15 protein-coding genes are annotated in these 15189 nt (G+C 71.0%); 5 read left to right on the forward strand and 10 right to left on the reverse strand.

What is annotated here, in order from left to right; genetic code table 11:
* Nucleotides 1–50: 50 nt before the first annotated feature.
* From ABZV38_RS07725 to ABZV38_RS07740, 4 genes are all read right to left on the reverse strand, one after another.
* The gene (locus ABZV38_RS07725) at nucleotides 51–509 is read right to left on the reverse strand and encodes a DUF5304 domain-containing protein (RefSeq protein ID WP_356325610.1); all 459 of its coding nucleotides are present in this window, start codon (nucleotides 507–509) and stop codon (nucleotides 51–53) included.
* A gap of 105 nt (nucleotides 510–614) precedes the next feature.
* Entirely contained in the window at nucleotides 615–1877 is a 1263-nt protein-coding gene (locus tag ABZV38_RS07730; protein WP_356325612.1) for an ArsA-related P-loop ATPase, read from the reverse strand.
* A gap of 4 nt (nucleotides 1878–1881) precedes the next feature.
* The gene (locus ABZV38_RS07735) at nucleotides 1882–2331 is read right to left on the reverse strand and encodes an SRPBCC family protein (RefSeq protein ID WP_356325614.1); all 450 of its coding nucleotides are present in this window, start codon (nucleotides 2329–2331) and stop codon (nucleotides 1882–1884) included.
* A 132-nt stretch (nucleotides 2332–2463) separates the two neighbouring features.
* The gene (locus tag ABZV38_RS07740) at nucleotides 2464–3270 is read right to left on the reverse strand and encodes a metallophosphoesterase (RefSeq protein ID WP_356325616.1); all 807 of its coding nucleotides are present in this window, start codon (nucleotides 3268–3270) and stop codon (nucleotides 2464–2466) included.
* A gap of 279 nt (nucleotides 3271–3549) precedes the next feature.
* Between ABZV38_RS07740 and ABZV38_RS07745 the strand changes: the two genes are divergently transcribed.
* Nucleotides 3550–5346 (forward strand): AMP-dependent synthetase/ligase, encoded by a 1797-nt coding sequence (locus ABZV38_RS07745; protein WP_356325619.1) that lies wholly within the window; start codon nucleotides 3550–3552, stop codon nucleotides 5344–5346.
* A gap of 96 nt (nucleotides 5347–5442) precedes the next feature.
* Nucleotides 5443–5910: a spore-associated protein gene (locus tag ABZV38_RS07750; RefSeq protein WP_356325621.1), complete on the forward strand. Its 468-nt coding sequence runs from the start codon at nucleotides 5443–5445 to the stop codon at nucleotides 5908–5910.
* A 50-nt stretch (nucleotides 5911–5960) separates the two neighbouring features.
* On the opposite strand, the gene ABZV38_RS07755 is transcribed toward ABZV38_RS07750, so the two are convergent.
* A complete protein-coding gene (locus ABZV38_RS07755; protein WP_356325623.1) occupies nucleotides 5961–7103 on the reverse strand; it encodes a glycosyltransferase family 4 protein in 1143 nt (380 codons plus the stop codon).
* A gap of 100 nt (nucleotides 7104–7203) precedes the next feature.
* Between ABZV38_RS07755 and ABZV38_RS07760 the strand changes: the two genes are divergently transcribed.
* Nucleotides 7204–8502 carry a glycosyltransferase family 87 protein gene (locus ABZV38_RS07760; RefSeq protein ID WP_356325625.1) on the forward strand — a complete coding sequence of 433 codons (1299 nt, stop codon included), beginning with the start codon at nucleotides 7204–7206 and terminating at the stop codon, nucleotides 8500–8502.
* Here the strand turns inward: ABZV38_RS07760 and ABZV38_RS07765 are convergent.
* The 5 genes from ABZV38_RS07765 to ABZV38_RS07785 form a co-directional block, all read right to left on the reverse strand.
* The gene (locus tag ABZV38_RS07765; protein ID WP_356325626.1) at nucleotides 8459–9712 is read right to left on the reverse strand and encodes a hypothetical protein; all 1254 of its coding nucleotides are present in this window, start codon (nucleotides 9710–9712) and stop codon (nucleotides 8459–8461) included. The two genes, ABZV38_RS07760 and ABZV38_RS07765, sit on opposite strands and share 44 nt — an antisense overlap.
* Nucleotides 9713–9729: 17 nt before the next feature.
* Nucleotides 9730–10758, reverse strand: a complete 1029-nt coding sequence (locus ABZV38_RS07770; RefSeq protein WP_356325628.1) for an NlpC/P60 family protein — start codon at nucleotides 10756–10758, stop codon at nucleotides 9730–9732.
* 238 nt (nucleotides 10759–10996) lie between these two features.
* Nucleotides 10997–12022: an NlpC/P60 family protein gene (locus ABZV38_RS07775; protein ID WP_356325630.1), complete on the reverse strand. Its 1026-nt coding sequence runs from the start codon at nucleotides 12020–12022 to the stop codon at nucleotides 10997–10999.
* Between the two features lie 283 nt (nucleotides 12023–12305).
* Entirely contained in the window at nucleotides 12306–13667 is a 1362-nt protein-coding gene (locus ABZV38_RS07780; protein ID WP_356325632.1) for an NYN domain-containing protein, read from the reverse strand.
* 36 nt (nucleotides 13668–13703) lie between these two features.
* Nucleotides 13704–13946: a hypothetical protein gene (locus tag ABZV38_RS07785; protein ID WP_356325634.1), complete on the reverse strand. Its 243-nt coding sequence runs from the start codon at nucleotides 13944–13946 to the stop codon at nucleotides 13704–13706.
* A 163-nt stretch (nucleotides 13947–14109) separates the two neighbouring features.
* Here ABZV38_RS07785 and ABZV38_RS07790 point away from each other — a divergent pair, with 163 nt between their 5' ends.
* Together ABZV38_RS07790 and ABZV38_RS07795 are read left to right on the forward strand one after the other, a co-directional pair.
* A complete protein-coding gene (locus ABZV38_RS07790) occupies nucleotides 14110–14859 on the forward strand; it encodes a rhomboid family intramembrane serine protease (RefSeq protein ID WP_356325636.1) in 750 nt (249 codons plus the stop codon).
* Nucleotides 14856–15137: an Lrp/AsnC ligand binding domain-containing protein gene (locus tag ABZV38_RS07795; RefSeq protein WP_005318592.1), complete on the forward strand. Its 282-nt coding sequence runs from the start codon at nucleotides 14856–14858 to the stop codon at nucleotides 15135–15137. The genes ABZV38_RS07790 and ABZV38_RS07795 overlap by 4 nt, the downstream gene beginning before the upstream one ends.
* The last annotated feature ends 52 nt before the right edge of the window (nucleotides 15138–15189 follow it).

A 15189-nucleotide genomic window follows, 5' to 3' on the forward strand; every position in this document is an offset into this window, starting at 1 on the left:
CGCTATGGGCAACCGTACCCGAGCGCCGGTCCCCGCCCTATCGGTGCCGGTCAGTCCAGGTCGATGTGTTCGCCCGCACCGGTGCCGCCGTCGCGCGGGTCGGTGGGGTCGCCGGCCTTCTTCGACGCGCCGCCGGGGTCGGTGGCGTCCTGGGTCCAGCGGCGCTCCTGTCCCTCGACGGCGGAGCGGTAGGCGGCGAGGAGTTCGCTGCCGGCCGCGGCGATGTGGTCGAAGACATCGGGGTTGCGCTCGATGACGGGCTCGACGACCGACTTCGCCTGCTTGATCACCTGCTGTACGGCGCCCTGGGCGGCCACGCCGAACAGCGGCGACTGGAGGGAGGCGACCTTCTCGGCCACGGCATCGACCAGTTTGCGCAGCTCTTCGGCGGCGGAGCCGGGCGGCGGGCCGTGCTGGGCGCGGCGGCGGGCCTTCTCCGCTTCGAGATCCTCGGCGCAGGCCTTCGCCCACGCGTCGTCGTCGACGGGACGATCGGTGGCTTCGCTCATGGCGGACTCCTGCGACGTGGTTGCGGACGGTGGCGCGCACGGGACACGTACGGTGGCACATACGGGACACGTACTACCGACGTTACCCGAACGGTGGTACGCCGTTCAGGAGGTCCGCGGCCACAGGCCCGGGTCCGGGGTGAACCGGACCCGCAGCACACCGTCGGTGAGCGCCGCGCCGGAGACGGTGCAGCGTCGGAGCCCGGACTCCAGCTCCACGATCCGCCGGAACGGGCCGACGGTCAGGAGCAATTCGTCGCCGCGCCGTACGAGCTGGAGATTCTCCTTGACGGCTCCGGGCAGCGGCAGACACCAGACCAGGACCCCGTCGGGGCCGTCCGGGGCGCTCGGGTCAGCGATCCACCAGGGGTCGTCGGCGCGCCCGCCCGGCCGGTCGGCCGGCCCGACCGCGAGCCCGTCGCCCTCGAAGTGACCTCCGCCGGTGCCCGCCGCCTCGGAGGTGGGCCACCTCGCCCCGGTGTCGAGAAGGGTGAGGTCATCGAGCCCCTGCGGGTCCCGGCCGAGGTGGGGCACCTCGCACAGGGAGGCCGCCGGCCCCCACTCCTCATACCAGTGGTCGATGCACTTTTCCTGCTGTGCGGCGAGCCCGGCGAACCACGGGTCGGACGAGTGACGGGGCAGCACCCGGTTGACGGTGAGGGCATCGACGCGCAGCCCGTGCAGCGCGAGTCCCGTGCGGGCGGTGCGCAGGGCGTCCTCGGCGGCGGGTCCGGGTTCGGCGACGAGGCGGACCGTGGTGCCCCGGTCCTCGATCAGCGTCTGAACGGCGGCCAGCTCGGCGTCGCGGCGGGCGGCGGTCTCGTACAGCCACTGGGCGGGCATCGGGACGCCGGCGAGCTGGGCAAGCATCGGGCGCAGGGCGCGGGCGGCCTGGCGTTCCGGGGGCAGCAGGCGGCGCATATAGCGGCGCAGCTGTTCGGGCAGGGCGAGAACGGCGAGGGCTTCGCGCAGCGGCGGCAGGTCGACGACGAGGAGGTCGTGGCCGTCGCGCGACCAGTCGCCCTCGGCGGCGCGGCGCAAGGTGTGCAGCAGGGCGAGCTGGTCGCTGCCGGGGAGCTCGGTCAGCTCCTCGGCATCGAGCCGGTTCCCGCCGAGCAGGTCGAGTACCGGGGACGCCTGGTCCTGGAGGGCGAGGAGCTCGGTGCGGAAGTGCTCGCCGGAGTCGATGCGGGCGAACCGGAGTCCTTCGGTGACCTCGGTGGGTTCCGTGACGTCGGGGAAGCCGGGTATGGCGTCGACGGAGAGCAGCAGCGTGCGGCGGCCGCGGCGGGCGGCGGCCAGTGCGGTCGCCGCCGCAACGGTGGTACGGCCGGCGCCGCCGGGGCCGGTGACGAGGACCGTACGCACCGGGTCAGCCCTTCGGGACGGACTCGACGCGCTTCTTCAGGCCGGCCAGCGCACGGTCGATGATGACCTTCTCGGCCTTGCGCTTGATCATGCCGAGCATCGGGATCTTGACGTCGACGGTCAGCCGGTAGGTGACCTCGGTGCGGCTGCCGTCGCCGATCGGGGCCAGCGCGTATGAGCCGTCGATGGCACGCAGCATCTGGGACTTGACCAGGGTCCAGCTGACCTCGTGGTCGCCGGTCCAGGTGTACGCGAGGGTGTGGTCGTCCTTGATCGCACCGGCGTCGAGGACGAGGCGGACCTTCTCGGCGCGGCCGTCGTCGTCCTTGGCGAGGATCTCGGCCTCCTTGACCTCGCCGGTCCACTCCGGGTAGCGGTCGAAGTCGGCGATCACGCCCATGACGTCGGCCGGTGCCGCCTCGATCGTGATGCTCGAGCTGGTGTGTTCAGCCATCGCCGTGGCTCCTCCAGTGCGGTGTACCGGTCGGTCGGCAGAGGCCTGCCGCCAGAAGGCTATCGCGTGTGCGGAGCGCATCGTCCCAGGGGCCGGTCGGCACGGTCCACCGGCCCCCGTCGCCGGTCCGGGTCACCACTCCAGGGACCACGGCCGGCCGGTCGACGCGAAGTGCCCGACGTTCACGCATTCGGTGGCACCGATCCGCATCCGGCGGACCAGCGGCTGGTGGACATGGCCGAAAACTGCGTACCGGGGGCGGGTCCGGCGGATGGCGTCGAGCAGGGCCCGGCTGCCGCGCTCGAAGCGGCGCGCCACCGTGTCGTACGTCAGCTCCGGGATGTCGGGCGGGATGTGCGTGCACAGGACGTCCACCTCGCCGATCGCCTCGACCTTGGCGGCGAACTCCTCGTCGCTGACCTCGTACGGGGTGCGCATCGGGGTCTGCAGTCCGCCGCCGACGAAGCCGAAGACACGGCCGCCGATCTCGACGCGTTCGCCGTCCAGGACGGTGGTGCCGGGGCGGGCGTATTCGGGCCAGAGGCCAGGGATGTCGACATTGCCGTAGGTGGCGTACGTAGGGGTGGGGAGCGCATCGAACATCTCGGCGTACTGCTTGCGCACCGCGCCCACGATGGCGGCGTCGCGGTCCAGGCCCGCCCAGAGTGCACGGCCGAAGTCCCGGGCCTCCTCGAAGCGGCGGGCGGTGCGCAGTTCGACGATCCGGTCGGCGTTCTCGACACCGAAGAGGTCGGGGAAAATGCCGCGCGAGTGGTCGGCATAGTCGAGGAAGAGCACCAGGTCACCGAGACAGATGAGCGCGTCCGCACCGTCCCCGGCGCGGGCGAGTGCTTCGGTGTTCCCATGCACGTCACTGACCACATGGATGCGGGTACGGCGTGCGGTGGCGGCATCACGGCTGTTCGGTCCGGCTCGCATGACGATCACCCTAGGACGACGCCGGCAGCATGGGTAGAGCCGCCGGACCTGCGGTTACTTCGTGATAGTCACCCGAGTGCACTACTGTGCGCGCGAGGACCACCAATATGTGTGACGCATAAAACATCTGGCCGGAACCCCCTATCCGGAACCGAGTACTGATGGGTAACGTCCGGGCAGTCCAGTCGTGCTCACCCCACTGAGCACCCGCCAATCTTGGACCGCAGCCGGTGCGTCACACAGAGCCGTGGCACCGGAGCCCGATGAGGAGCAGCAGTCTTGCGCGAGTTCAGCCTTCCGGCCCTGTACGAGGTCCCTTCGGACGGCAACCTGACGGATCTCATCCGCCGCAATGCCGCTCAGCATCCCGACGTCGCGGTGATGAGCCGCAAAGTGGCAGGCGTCTGGACCGATGTGACCGCCACCCAGTTCCTGGCCGAGGTCAGAGCCGCCGCCAAAGGCCTGATCGCTGCGGGCATCGAGCCCGGCGACCGGGTCGCACTGATGTCCCGTACCCGCTTCGAATGGGTCCTGCTCGACTTCGCGATCTGGAGCGCCGGGGCGGTCACCGTCCCGGTGTACGAGACCAGTTCCGCCGAGCAGGTCCAGTGGATCCTCGGCGACTCGGGCGCGGTCGCGGCCCTCGTCGAGAGCGACGCGCACGCCGAGTCCGTCGCCTCCGTGCGCGACCGGCTGCCCGGGCTCCGCGACGTCTGGCAGATCGACAAGGGCGCGGTCGGCGCGCTGACCGCGACCGGCGCCGGCGTCTCGGAGGAGACCGTCGACCTGCGCAGCAGAAGTGCCAGGGCCGACGACCCGGCGACCATCGTCTACACCTCGGGCACCACCGGCCGCCCCAAGGGCTGTGTGCTCACGCACCGCAGCTTCTTCGCGGAGTGCGGCAATGTGGTGGAGCGGCTCAAGCCCCTCTTCCGTACCGGCGAGTGTTCCGTTCTGCTCTTCCTGCCCGCGGCCCATGTCTTCGGACGGCTGGTCGAGGTGGCCTCGGTGATGGCTCCGATCAAGCTCGGCTGCGTCCCGGACATCAAGAACCTCACCGATGACCTGGCCTCGTTCCGGCCGACGCTGATCCTCGGTGTGCCGCGGGTCTTCGAGAAGGTCTACAACTCGGCGCGCGCCAAGGCGCAGGCCGACGGCAAGGGCAAGATCTTCGACAAGGCCGCGAACACGGCGATCGCGTACAGCCGCGCGCTGGGCACCCCCGAGGGCCCGTCCATCGGCCTGAAGTTCAAGCACAAGGTGTTCGACCGGCTGGTCTTCAGCAAGCTGCGGGCCGTGCTCGGCGGCCGCGGCGAGTACGCGATCTCCGGCGGCGCGCCGCTGGGCGAGCGGCTCGGGCACTTCTACCGCGGCATCGGCTTCACGGTGCTGGAGGGCTACGGCCTCACCGAGACGTGCGCGGCCACCGCGTTCAACCCGTGGGACCGGCAGAAGATCGGTACGGTCGGCCAGCCGCTGCCCGGATCGGTCGTCCGGATCGCCGACGACGGCGAGGTGCTGCTGCACGGCGAGCACCTGTTCGCGGGCTACTGGAACAACGAGGCGGCGACGGCCGAGGCGCTGGCCGACGGCTGGTTCCACACGGGCGACATCGGCACCCTCGACGAGGACGGCTATCTCGCGATCACCGGCCGCAAGAAGGAGATCATCGTCACGGCGGGCGGCAAGAACGTCGCTCCCACGGTGATCGAGGACTGCATCCGCAGCCATGCCCTGGTCGCCGAGTGCATGGTCGTCGGCGACGGGCGTCCGTTCATCGGTGCGCTGATCACCCTGGACGAGGAGTTCCTCGTCCACTGGGCCGAGGAACACGGCAAGCCGGCCGGCTCGACGGCGGTGTCGCTGCGCGAGGACCCCGAGCTGCTGGCCGAGGTGCAGCGGGCGGTGGACGACGGCAACGCGGCGGTGTCCAAGGCGGAGTCCGTGCGCAAATTCCGGGTCCTTGCCTCGCAGTTCACCGAGGAGGCGGGCCACATCACGCCGTCGCTGAAGCTGAAGCGGAATGTGGTGGCGAAGGACTTCGCGGACGAGGTCGAGTCCATCTACCAGCGCTGACAGGGCCGTTGGCCGAAACCTGGCCTTGTCCCCCCTGCGGGGCCGGTGCAAGGGTCTGGATCACTCGAACCGATCCACTTCCCTAGGGAGACCCCTGTGCGTACCGCCTTCCAGCGGGCCGGTCTGGTCATGGCCGTGGCAGCCTCCGCCTTCGTGGCGGTGCCCGCCACGGCCAATGCGGCGGCCGCCGCGGCCAGTCCGACCGCGGTCTGCGGGGTCGACGGTTACAGCTACTCCGTCGTCGCCTCGTCCCCCGTGAAGTTCAGCAGCGGCACTGTCGCCGGCACCGTCTACCTGATGTACAGCAGCGGGAACGGCAAGAACTGTGTCGTGACGGTCAAGACCTCGTACACGGGCACGGCCACCTTCACCACGGCCCAGCTCATGATCCAGAACGGCAACTCGTACGTCGACCAGGGCAACTACACCAGCTACGCCGGGCCGATCCGGGGCAGCGCCGCGGGCAAGTGCGTGAAGTACTGGGGCTCGATCAACACCGGGCCGGACGGACAGGCCGGGGCCAATGCCAGCGGCGGCCGCATGAGCTGGGGCAACTGCGGCTGAAAACAATGCGCTGTCCGGCGCGCAGGGCGCTCCGGGCAGCGCATCGTGTCTCACAGCAGCGTTCTGAGCCGCTCCGCCAGCAGGTCCCAGCGCCACTTCTCCTCGACCCAGGCCCGGCCCCGCTGCCCCATCCGCTGCCGCAGCTCCGGGTCGCCCAACAGGGTGGCGATCCGGTCGGCTGACTCCTCCACGGAGCCGCCCCGCACCACCCAGCCGGTCTCGCCGTCCAGTACGGCGTCGGGGGCGCCGCCCGAGTCGCCCGCCACCACCGGCAGTCCGGTGGCGGACGCCTCCAGGTAGACAATGCCGAGGCCCTCGACGTCGAGGCCGCCGCGCCGGGTGCGGCACGGCATGGCGAAGACGTCGCCCGCGCCGTAGTGGGCGGGCAGCTCCTCCCACGGCACCGGTCCGGTGAACCGTACGGAATCGCTGACGCCCGTCTCCGCGGCGAGCTTCTTCAGCTCCTTGGCATACGGTCCGCCGCCGACTATCAGCAGTACGGCGTCCGGCTCGCGTGCCAGGATCGCGGGCATCGCGAGGATCAGGGTGTCCTGGCCCTTGCGGGGCACCAGCCGCGACACGCAGACGACGACGGGCCGGTCCGTGAGCCCGAGCCGGGTCCGGATCCGGTCCCCGCCGGAGTCCGGATGGAAGGTCTTCTCGTCGACGCCCGGCGGCAGTTGGACCATGCGGCCCGCGGCCTCGGGGGTGAGCGCGGCCGCGATCCGGGAGCGGGTGTACTCGCCGAGGTACGTGACGGTGTCCGTGCCCTCGCCGATCCGGCGCAACAACTGGCGGGACGCAGGCAGTTGCGCCCAGCCCGCCTCGTGCCCGTGGGCCGTCGCGACCAGGCGCCGGGCGCCGGCCTTCCGCAGCGCCGGTGCCATCAGCCCCAGCGGGGCGGCGGCACCGAACCAGACGGAGGTGCAGTCGTGTGCGCGCATCAGTTGGACCGCGCGCCGGGTCACCCGGGGGGTCGGCAGCAGCATCGTCGCACGGTCGCGGACGACGGTGAACGGCTGCTCGGCGTCGAACGCGGCGGTGGCCGCGACGCCCTCGGGGCTCCGCTTCCAGGTGGAGGCGTAGACGACGAGTTGTCCGGGGTCCAGGCGCAGCGCCATATTGTGTAGAAATGCCTGGATTCCGCCGGGTCGGGGCGGGAAGTCATTGGTCACGATCAGGGTCTTGTCCATCGCCGCTGACAGTACCGAACGGCTGGGCCTGATGGCTCCCGCACAGAGATGCCGTGCATCATGGCTCATCGAGCCACCGGCGAAGGGGATGAGTGCGGCCATGACGGCAGCAGGCGGCACCGGCAGATTTCTCGCACCCACGGCGGTGTGGGCCCTCACCAGGGCCGTGTTGCTGCTCTGCGTCCTCAAGGTGATCACGCTGCCGGGCCCGGACGTGACGAGCGACGTCTCGGTGATCTACCACGGCTGGTCCGAGGTGCTGAAGAGCGGTACGTACCCGCAGTCCGATGTCACCTGGCAGTACCCGCCCGTCGCGGCGCTCGCCATCCTCTCCCCCGCCCTGCTGCCGTTCCTGGACTACACCTCGGCCTTCTTCGTCCTGGTATGCCTGTGCGACGCGCTGGTGCTGGGCCTGCTGCTGTACGCGGGCCGGCGGACCGGCAGGCGCACGGCGGGCGGCTGGGTCTGGGTGGCCGGGGTGCCGCTGCTCGGCACGACCGCGTACGCCCGTTACGACGTGATGGTGACGGCGGTCGCGGTGGCGGCGCTGCTGGCGGGGGCGCGGCATCCGCGCGTGCTGGGGGCGCTGGCCGCCTTCGGTGCGCTGCTGAAGGTGTGGCCGGTGCTGCTGCTCGCCGGCACCGCGCGCGGCGAGCGCACCCGCCGCTCATGGACGGCGGCCGCGGTGACGGCGACCGGTCTGCTGCTGGTGTGTGCGGCGGCGATGCCGGGTGCGCTGGCCTTTCTCGGCTTCCAGCGCGACCGCGGCACCGAGGTCGAGTCGCTGGGCGCGCTGGTCTTCCATGTGGCTCGGCAGTTCGGCTGGCAGGGCCGGGTGGAGCTGAACTACGGATCGCTGGAGTTCCTCGGTCCGCATGTACCGCTGGTGAGCACGCTGGCGCTCGGTCTGAGCGCGATCGCCTTCGGCTGGCTGCTGGTGTGGCGGCTGCGGGCCCGTACGTTCGGGGCGAGCACCACGGCCGACGCGGCGTTCACCGCGGTGCTGCTGTTCACGACCACCAGCCGGGTGATCAGCCCCCAGTACATGCTGTGGCTGGTCGGTCTTGCGGCGGTCTGCCTGGTCTTCCGGTCCGGCCGGATGGGGTTGCCGGCCGGTCTGGTGCTGGTCGCGACGGGCGTCACGCAGCTGGAGTTCCCGCTCGGCTTCATCCACGTGGTGACCAGTGACGCAACGGGCGTGACACTGATGTTCGTACGCAATGGCCTGCTGGTCGCCGCGACCCTGGTCGCGGCGAGGCGGCTGTGGCAGCAGACGGTGACCGAGCCGGGGAGCCCCGACCAGTCACTGCCGGTGCAGCCGGTACCCGGCCACGGGTCCGCTCCGGCCCGGGACGTCAGCCGAGACGGGACCGCAGATACTCCTGCCAGCGCGCCGTGAAGTCCTGCTCGTTCGTGCCGAGCACCTCGTGCAGGGCCTGCTCCACCGCTCCGTCCCGCCCTGAGTGCCCCCCGACGGCCCCGTAGAAGGCGAACAGCTTCTTCTCGCCCCAGTGGTCGGCGATCAGCGCGCAAGCCAGCCAGCCGCCCTCGTACGCCCTCGCGAGGCGCCCGGAGTCGCCACCGAAGCGGAAATCCTCGTACGTCGGGAGTGCGGCGGGCAGCTCACCCAGCCGGACGGCTTCAGCCAGCTCCGGCGCGGCCTGTGCGGCGGTCCGGCCCTCGGCGCGGTAGGCCACCCAGTCGGCGAAGCCCTCGGAGAGCCAGGTCGGGGTGGCGGCGGAGGTACGGGCTCGGGTCGCGACATGGGTTGTCTCGTGGGTCAGGACGATCCGCTGTCCGAACGTGTCGAGCATCGCGTACGCCTGCGGGTTGACGATCACCCGGTCCGCAGGCGTCCGGCCCCGGCCGCCGGTCTCCCCTGTGGTGACGGCCGCGATGCCCCGGTAGTTCGCCACCGGGGACCCGAGCAGCCCGGCCATGTCGTCGACCGTCTTCGGCACGATCACCACCACGCGGGCGGCCCAGCGCTCCGGCCAGGCGGCGGAGACGGCGGGAACCGCCCGGTCCTCGGTGTCCGCGATCCGGCGCAGCTCCTCCTGCGTGCGGCCGACGCCGAGGACGAGGCTGTGCCTGCCGCGCACGGCCTGTACGTCGCCCTGCTGCCAGAGCTGCCGGCCGCCGTCCTTCCCGGCCCGGTCAGCCGCTATGTACCAGCGGCCGTCCGCCCCGTGCCGTTCCAGGTCGAGGACGCGGTCGGCGGTGACCGGAGCACTGTCGTAGCCCGCGATCCGATACCGCAGTGCGACATCGGCGGTGGCCTTGTCGGTGCCGTGCTCGTGCACGTCGGTCACTGAGTACGTCCACGAGCTCAGCGGCACGTCGGCGAGGTTGGCCAGTTCGCGGCGCTGGGCCGTCCGCAGCCCGGTGGCCCCGGGGGCGACGACGGCCGCATAGGCGTCCGGGTCGTGGTCCAGGACGGCGGCGGCTCGGCGGTCCAGCGTGGCGCGGACGTCGCGGACCGTGGTGCCGGGGGCGGTGACGGCGGGGGCCGTGCAGGCGGATGCGAGCAGCAGAACGGCGAGTGCCGCGCCCGCCGCGCGCCACCGTCCGCGATGCCCCCGCCCCGCAGTACGCCCCTGATCAGCCACGCGATCGAGGGTACGGGTCAGATACGGGTGACCGACGAGACGGGCATCATGCCGACCGGATCGTAGCGGACCGGGGCGCCCGGGTACGGGGCGTGGATCACCTGGCCGTGGCCGACGTACATCCCGATGTGGCTGGCGTCCGCCCGGTAGGCGACCAGATCGCCCGGGCGGGCCATGGAGAGCGACACCATGCGTCCGGCGTACCGCTGGGCCTGGGAGGTGCGCGGCAGGCTGACGCCGGCCTGGGCGTACGCCCACTGCATCAGCCCGGAGCAGTCGAACCCGGCAGGCCCGTTGGCACCCCAGATGTACGGGCGTCCGACGGCATGCCGGACCGCCATCACTGCGGCCGCCGCCCGGGACGAACCCGGCGGCAGGTCGGTCAAACCCGGGAACACGTCGTCGCGGCCGGTGCGCGAGGCCCTTTCGAAGACCGCCCGGTCCGCGCCCGGCAGCAAGGTCAGCAGCTGCCGGGCCTGTTGGAGCTTCTGCTCGACGGTCCGTTTGTGGCGGGCGGCGGCAGCCCGGTTGTGCTCCAGACCGGCCAGCGAGCGGGCGGCCTCCGCCCGGGCCTGCGCGAGCCCGCGCCGGGCGCGCTGAAGCTTCTGCAGAGTGCTTGCCCGGCGGGTGTTCAGCCGGTCGAGGGTAGCCGCCCGGTCGAGGTAGCTGTCCGGGTCCGACGAGAGCAGCAGGGCGAGCGAGGGATCGATGGAGCCTGCGCGGTACTGCGCGGCAGCGGCCGAACCGACCACGGTGCGGAGCCGGTTGATCTGTTCCCGGTCGCGGGCCGCCCGCTCCTGGGCGCGGATCACCTCGCCGCGCAGCACGTCGGCGTCCTCCCCCGCCTTGTTGAACTGCTCGGTGGCCCGCTCGGCCTCGCCGTACAACCGGTCGACCTCGGCCTTTGCGGTCCGGGGCGTGTCCTGCGGTTCGGCGTTCGCGGTGGCCGCCCCGAGTGCGGCGGCAGCGGTCGCCGCCGCCGACAGGACTGTGACCCGGACGCTCCGGTTGAGGCCGGGCTGTGTGGAACGGCGATGGGACACCACAGGACGCCGCACTCCCTTCCGCTGTACGCAGAGGTGCGCAGCCCCCTGCCGCCCGGGGCGGGCGGACCGACGGGCGGGAGCTGCACAGCAGGCAGACAGTAGCGGCGCGACTACGGAGCGCCCAACGGCCGCGCCGGTCGGGTGAGGGGCACGAAAGCCGCCGCCCCGCCGGTGACCTGTGGTCTCCGGCGGGGCGGGCAGTCGGTGGGGGCGCGGGAATTCGCCCGTTCGGGCGTCGTCAGATGCGCACGCCGACCTGGAAGCTGCCGATGGTGTTCATCGACTCGTAGCGGACCACCGCGCCCGGCTTCGGGGCGTGCAGGACGGTGTTGTTGCCGGCGTACAGACCCACGTGTGCCGTGTTGTTGAAGAAGACCAGGTCGCCCGGCTTGAGGGCGCTGCGGCCTATCTGGGTGCCCTGGTTGATCTGGGTGTACGTGGTGCGGGTGATGGAGACGCCGGCCTGGGCATAGGCCCACTGGGTGAGGCCCGAGCAGTCGTAGGAGTTGGGGCCGGTACCGCCGGAGACGTACGGCTTGTTGAGCTGGGTGGCGGCGGCCTGGAGGGCGGCGGCGCCCCGGTCGGAGGCGGGGACCTCGTTACCCAGATCGACCCGGTCGCCCGCGGCGCGGCTCGCGCGCAGGTCGTCCTGGCGCATCTTCTCGCGCTCGGCGGCGGTCAGGGTGTTGAGCAGGCTCCGCGCCTCGGCGAGCTTGCCCTGGAACTTCTTCTTGTTCTCACCGAGCGTCTTGCGGACGTCCGCGAGGTCGGCCAGCTTGTCCTGGGCCTCCTGGCGCTGCTGCGCGAGGGCCCGCTGCTTCTCCTGGATCTTCTCCAGGGACTCGGTCTGCTTGGCCGTCAACTGGTCGAGAGCCGAGGCCTCGTCGAGGAAGCTGTCCGGGTCGGAGGCGAGGAAGAGCTGCACGGACGGGTCGATGCCACCGGAGCGGTACTGCGCGGCGGCGAGCGAACCGAGGCCGCTGCGGAGCGTGTTGAGCTCCTCCTGGCCGCGGGCCACCTTGTCCTGCAGCGCGTCGACCTGCTTCTCGAGCTTCTCCTGCTGCTCCTTGGCCCCGCTGTACTTCTCGGTGGCCGTCTCCGCCTCGTGGTAGAGCTTGTCGACCTTCGCCTTGACCTCGCTCTTGGTCGGCTTGGGGTCGGCGTGGGCGGCCTGGGAGGTCAGGGCAACGGCCGCGGCGGCGGTCGCGGTGAGCACGGTCACGCGGGTGCGGCTCGGCTGCTTGGGACGACGGTGGGACGCCACGAAGGCGAGCTCCTTCTTCCTCGAGCCGCCTACCGGGCTGCGGGGGACCGGATCCCCGGCTCCGTGCACGTCACGGACTCGGCGGTTCCTTCGCTGCCACCCCGGATGGGTGATCAACCGTGCGAAGGTTCGAAGCCCGACCTTAGTGACCATCTTGTGATCAGTTCAAATCCTCACAAGAAAAATCTCGCCCCAGCAATCACTTCTTTACCCACATCACACCGCGTGTAGCGACAGCTTGACGGTCCGTTCCGTAAATTCCGGCAAGTCGCTACAACTCGCACTAAACGCGCGAAAGTCGCTTCAGGAGCAAGACGGACGCAACGGGCCTGGCCCCCGCCTTCGCCACACCGTCCGCCACCTCGCGGTCGGTGGAGACCACCACGACGGGCCTGCCCGGCGGTTCGGCGCGGGCCAGTTGACGGATGAGCTCGTCGGCGGTGACCCCCGGCTTACTGAAGAGCACCCGCACCCCGCGCGGCGGTGCGAGCAGTACCGGAGCGGCCAGCTCGGCCCCGTCGAAGACACAGGTCATCTCGGCGCCGGACTGCGCCGCGAGCACCGCGAGACCGCCCAGGAGCCGCAGCCGCTGCTTCTCCAGCGGCAGTTGCGGATAGCCGGTCTTGGTGACGTTGTAGCCGTCCACGATCAGATGCGCCTGCGGAAGTGCGAGCAGCTGGTCGAGCAGGGCCGGATCGGTGTCCGAAAGCGCCCTGGCGGCAATGTCCTTGGGCGACATGGCACCGGGCTCGACGGCGTCGACGCTGTCCGCGGGACGGATCGAAGAGGGCGGCAGGGCAAGTTCCCGGCGCAGCCCGCGGGCCGCGTCGAGCACCGTGTCGAGCAGGAGTCGCAGTCGCATGTCCTCGACCGAGCGGCCCTCCCTGGCGGCCCTGCGGCTCGCCTCGACGGACGCCTCCGCCTCCCCGAGCCGGGCCCGCAGCCGCCGGGTCTCACTCTCGGCCGCGGAGATCCGGGCGGCCGCCTCGGTCCGTACGGTCTCGGTCTCGGCCTTGCCCCGGCGGACCGCGGCCTCACCGCGCTTGACCTCACTCAGGGCAGAGCGAAGTTTGCGCTGCAGCGCGTCTGCTTCCTTGCGGGCCGCGTCCAGTTCGCCGCGGAGCCGTTCGGTCTCGCTCTTCGTCTGGATCCGGGCCTGGGCGAGTTCCTCGCGCAGCCGTTCCAGTTCGCGCCGGCCCTCCTCGTCGGCCCGTTCGGCGTCGGCCCGCTGGACCTCCTCGCCGGCGGCGGCGACCAGCTTCACCCAGCCGACCGGGCGCAGCACATAGGCCGCGGCGGCCACATCGACGGGGTCGGCGGCAGCGGGCGGCGACCCGGCCTCCACAGCGGCGGTCAGCTCGGGCTGGGACTCCCGGAGCCGTTCGCCGATGCGCTGACGGAACAGGGTGTCGCTCTCCAGGGCGGCCGCCATCGCGTTCCCGGCGAACTTGGCGCGCCGGGTCGGGGTGAAGCGGGCGTACTGCCTCAGCTGGGCCGGGAGTTCAGTGACCGTGAGGCCGCCGAACGCGTCCGAGACGAACGCGACGACCCGCCGCCGTACGCCTTCGGGCAGCGGGCGGTCGAGCGCCTCGACGGCGTCGCCGGCTCCATTGGCCGGCTCGGCGCCGCTACCGGGCTGCTCCACGATCCGTCACCCCAAATGTCTGTCCGCACGGCCCCGTCAGGAGTCGGCACCCGGCCTGTCGACGAGTTCGATCCGGTCCACCGCGTTGCACCAACGACAACGCACCGACTCGATGGTCTCACTGACCACCTCGCGTTCTTCCACGGTCGCCTCTCCGGCAAGGTCGAGATGCACGTATTCGACAACCTTGGAGGAGCGCGTCACATCGAAACGCGTGAGATTCCCGCAGAGCGTGCAGCGCCAGCGGGTCCCGTCGGTCGGCTGGGGAACCGTCGTCATCGTTGCGTCCTCTTTCGTCGAGCGTCGTGCTGCTGCCTGCCAAGGATTTCGCGGTGCGCCGTCGAACTGCGGATGTCCTGCTGTAACCCTACGGCCTTGTGCATACCCATCGGCACGGCGAGGCGGTCTGCCCCGTTCCATCACCTTGCGTCATGCTCTGTTCATGATCGAGCGGCGGGCTGTGACGGGCGGACTGACCGGCAGGCTCCTGCGCGCCGCCACTACGGGCGGTGCCCCGGTGACGTATGCCCTCATCGGCCTGTGCTGTGCCATCTTCCTGATCAGTCCGCTCTCCGGGTTCAACCCCACGTACGGCACGGCCGACACCCTGCTCGCCGCTCAGGCCGGGTACTTCGAACGCTGGGGGGTGATCCCGGCCGAACTGTGGGGCGGCTCCGCGCACGCCCTGCTCACCCCGCTGACCGCACTCTTCGTGCACGGCAGCTGGCTGCATCTGCTCGGCAACATGCTGTTCCTGTACGTCTTCGGGGCGATGGCCGAGGAACGGATGGGCCATGCCGGGTTCGCCTGTTTCTATCTCGGCTGCGGCTATCTCGCCCTGCTGGCGTACGCGGCGGCGCACGCCGACTCCGACCAGACCCTCGTCGGCGCGTCAGGAGCGATCTCCGCGGTGCTCGGGGCGTTCCTGTACCTGTTCCCCCAGGCCCGGGTCACCAGCCTCTTCCCGTTCCTGTTCTTCCTGCCGCTGCGCTTCCCCGCCTGGATCGTGCTGATCTTCTGGTTCGTCCTGCAGTGGATGGCGGCGCAGGGTGCGGGCAGCGGTCCGGGGGTGGCCTATCTCGCCCATGTGGTCGGCTTCGCCACCGGCTTCCTCTACGCCTGGGGGCGCTACCGCGGTGGGGCTAGAGTGAAGACTCCAGCCACGGCCACCGAGGGAGAAAGTCAGCCGTGATCACCGCGATCGTGCTCATCAAAACCAGCGTGGACCGGATTCCCGAGATCGCCGAGTCCATCGCGGCGCTGGACAGCGTCAGCGAGGTCTTCTCGGTCACCGGTACGTACGACCTGATCGCCATGGTCCGGGTGGCCAAGCACGATGATCTGGCGGACGTCATCCCCGGCCGGATCAGCAAGATCCCGGGCGTCGAGGGCACCGACACGCATGTTGCGTTCCGTACGTACTCGCAGCACGACCTGGAGGCCGCCTTCGCCATCGGTCTCGACGCGTAGGTACGCCTCATCGCGCCGTCATACTTCGGCCGGGGACGGGCAGCTGCCCGTC

The organism is Streptomyces sp. NPDC005181 (assembly GCF_040608395.1).
In the GTDB taxonomy this organism is placed as follows: Bacteria; Actinomycetota; Actinomycetes; order Streptomycetales; family Streptomycetaceae; genus Streptomyces.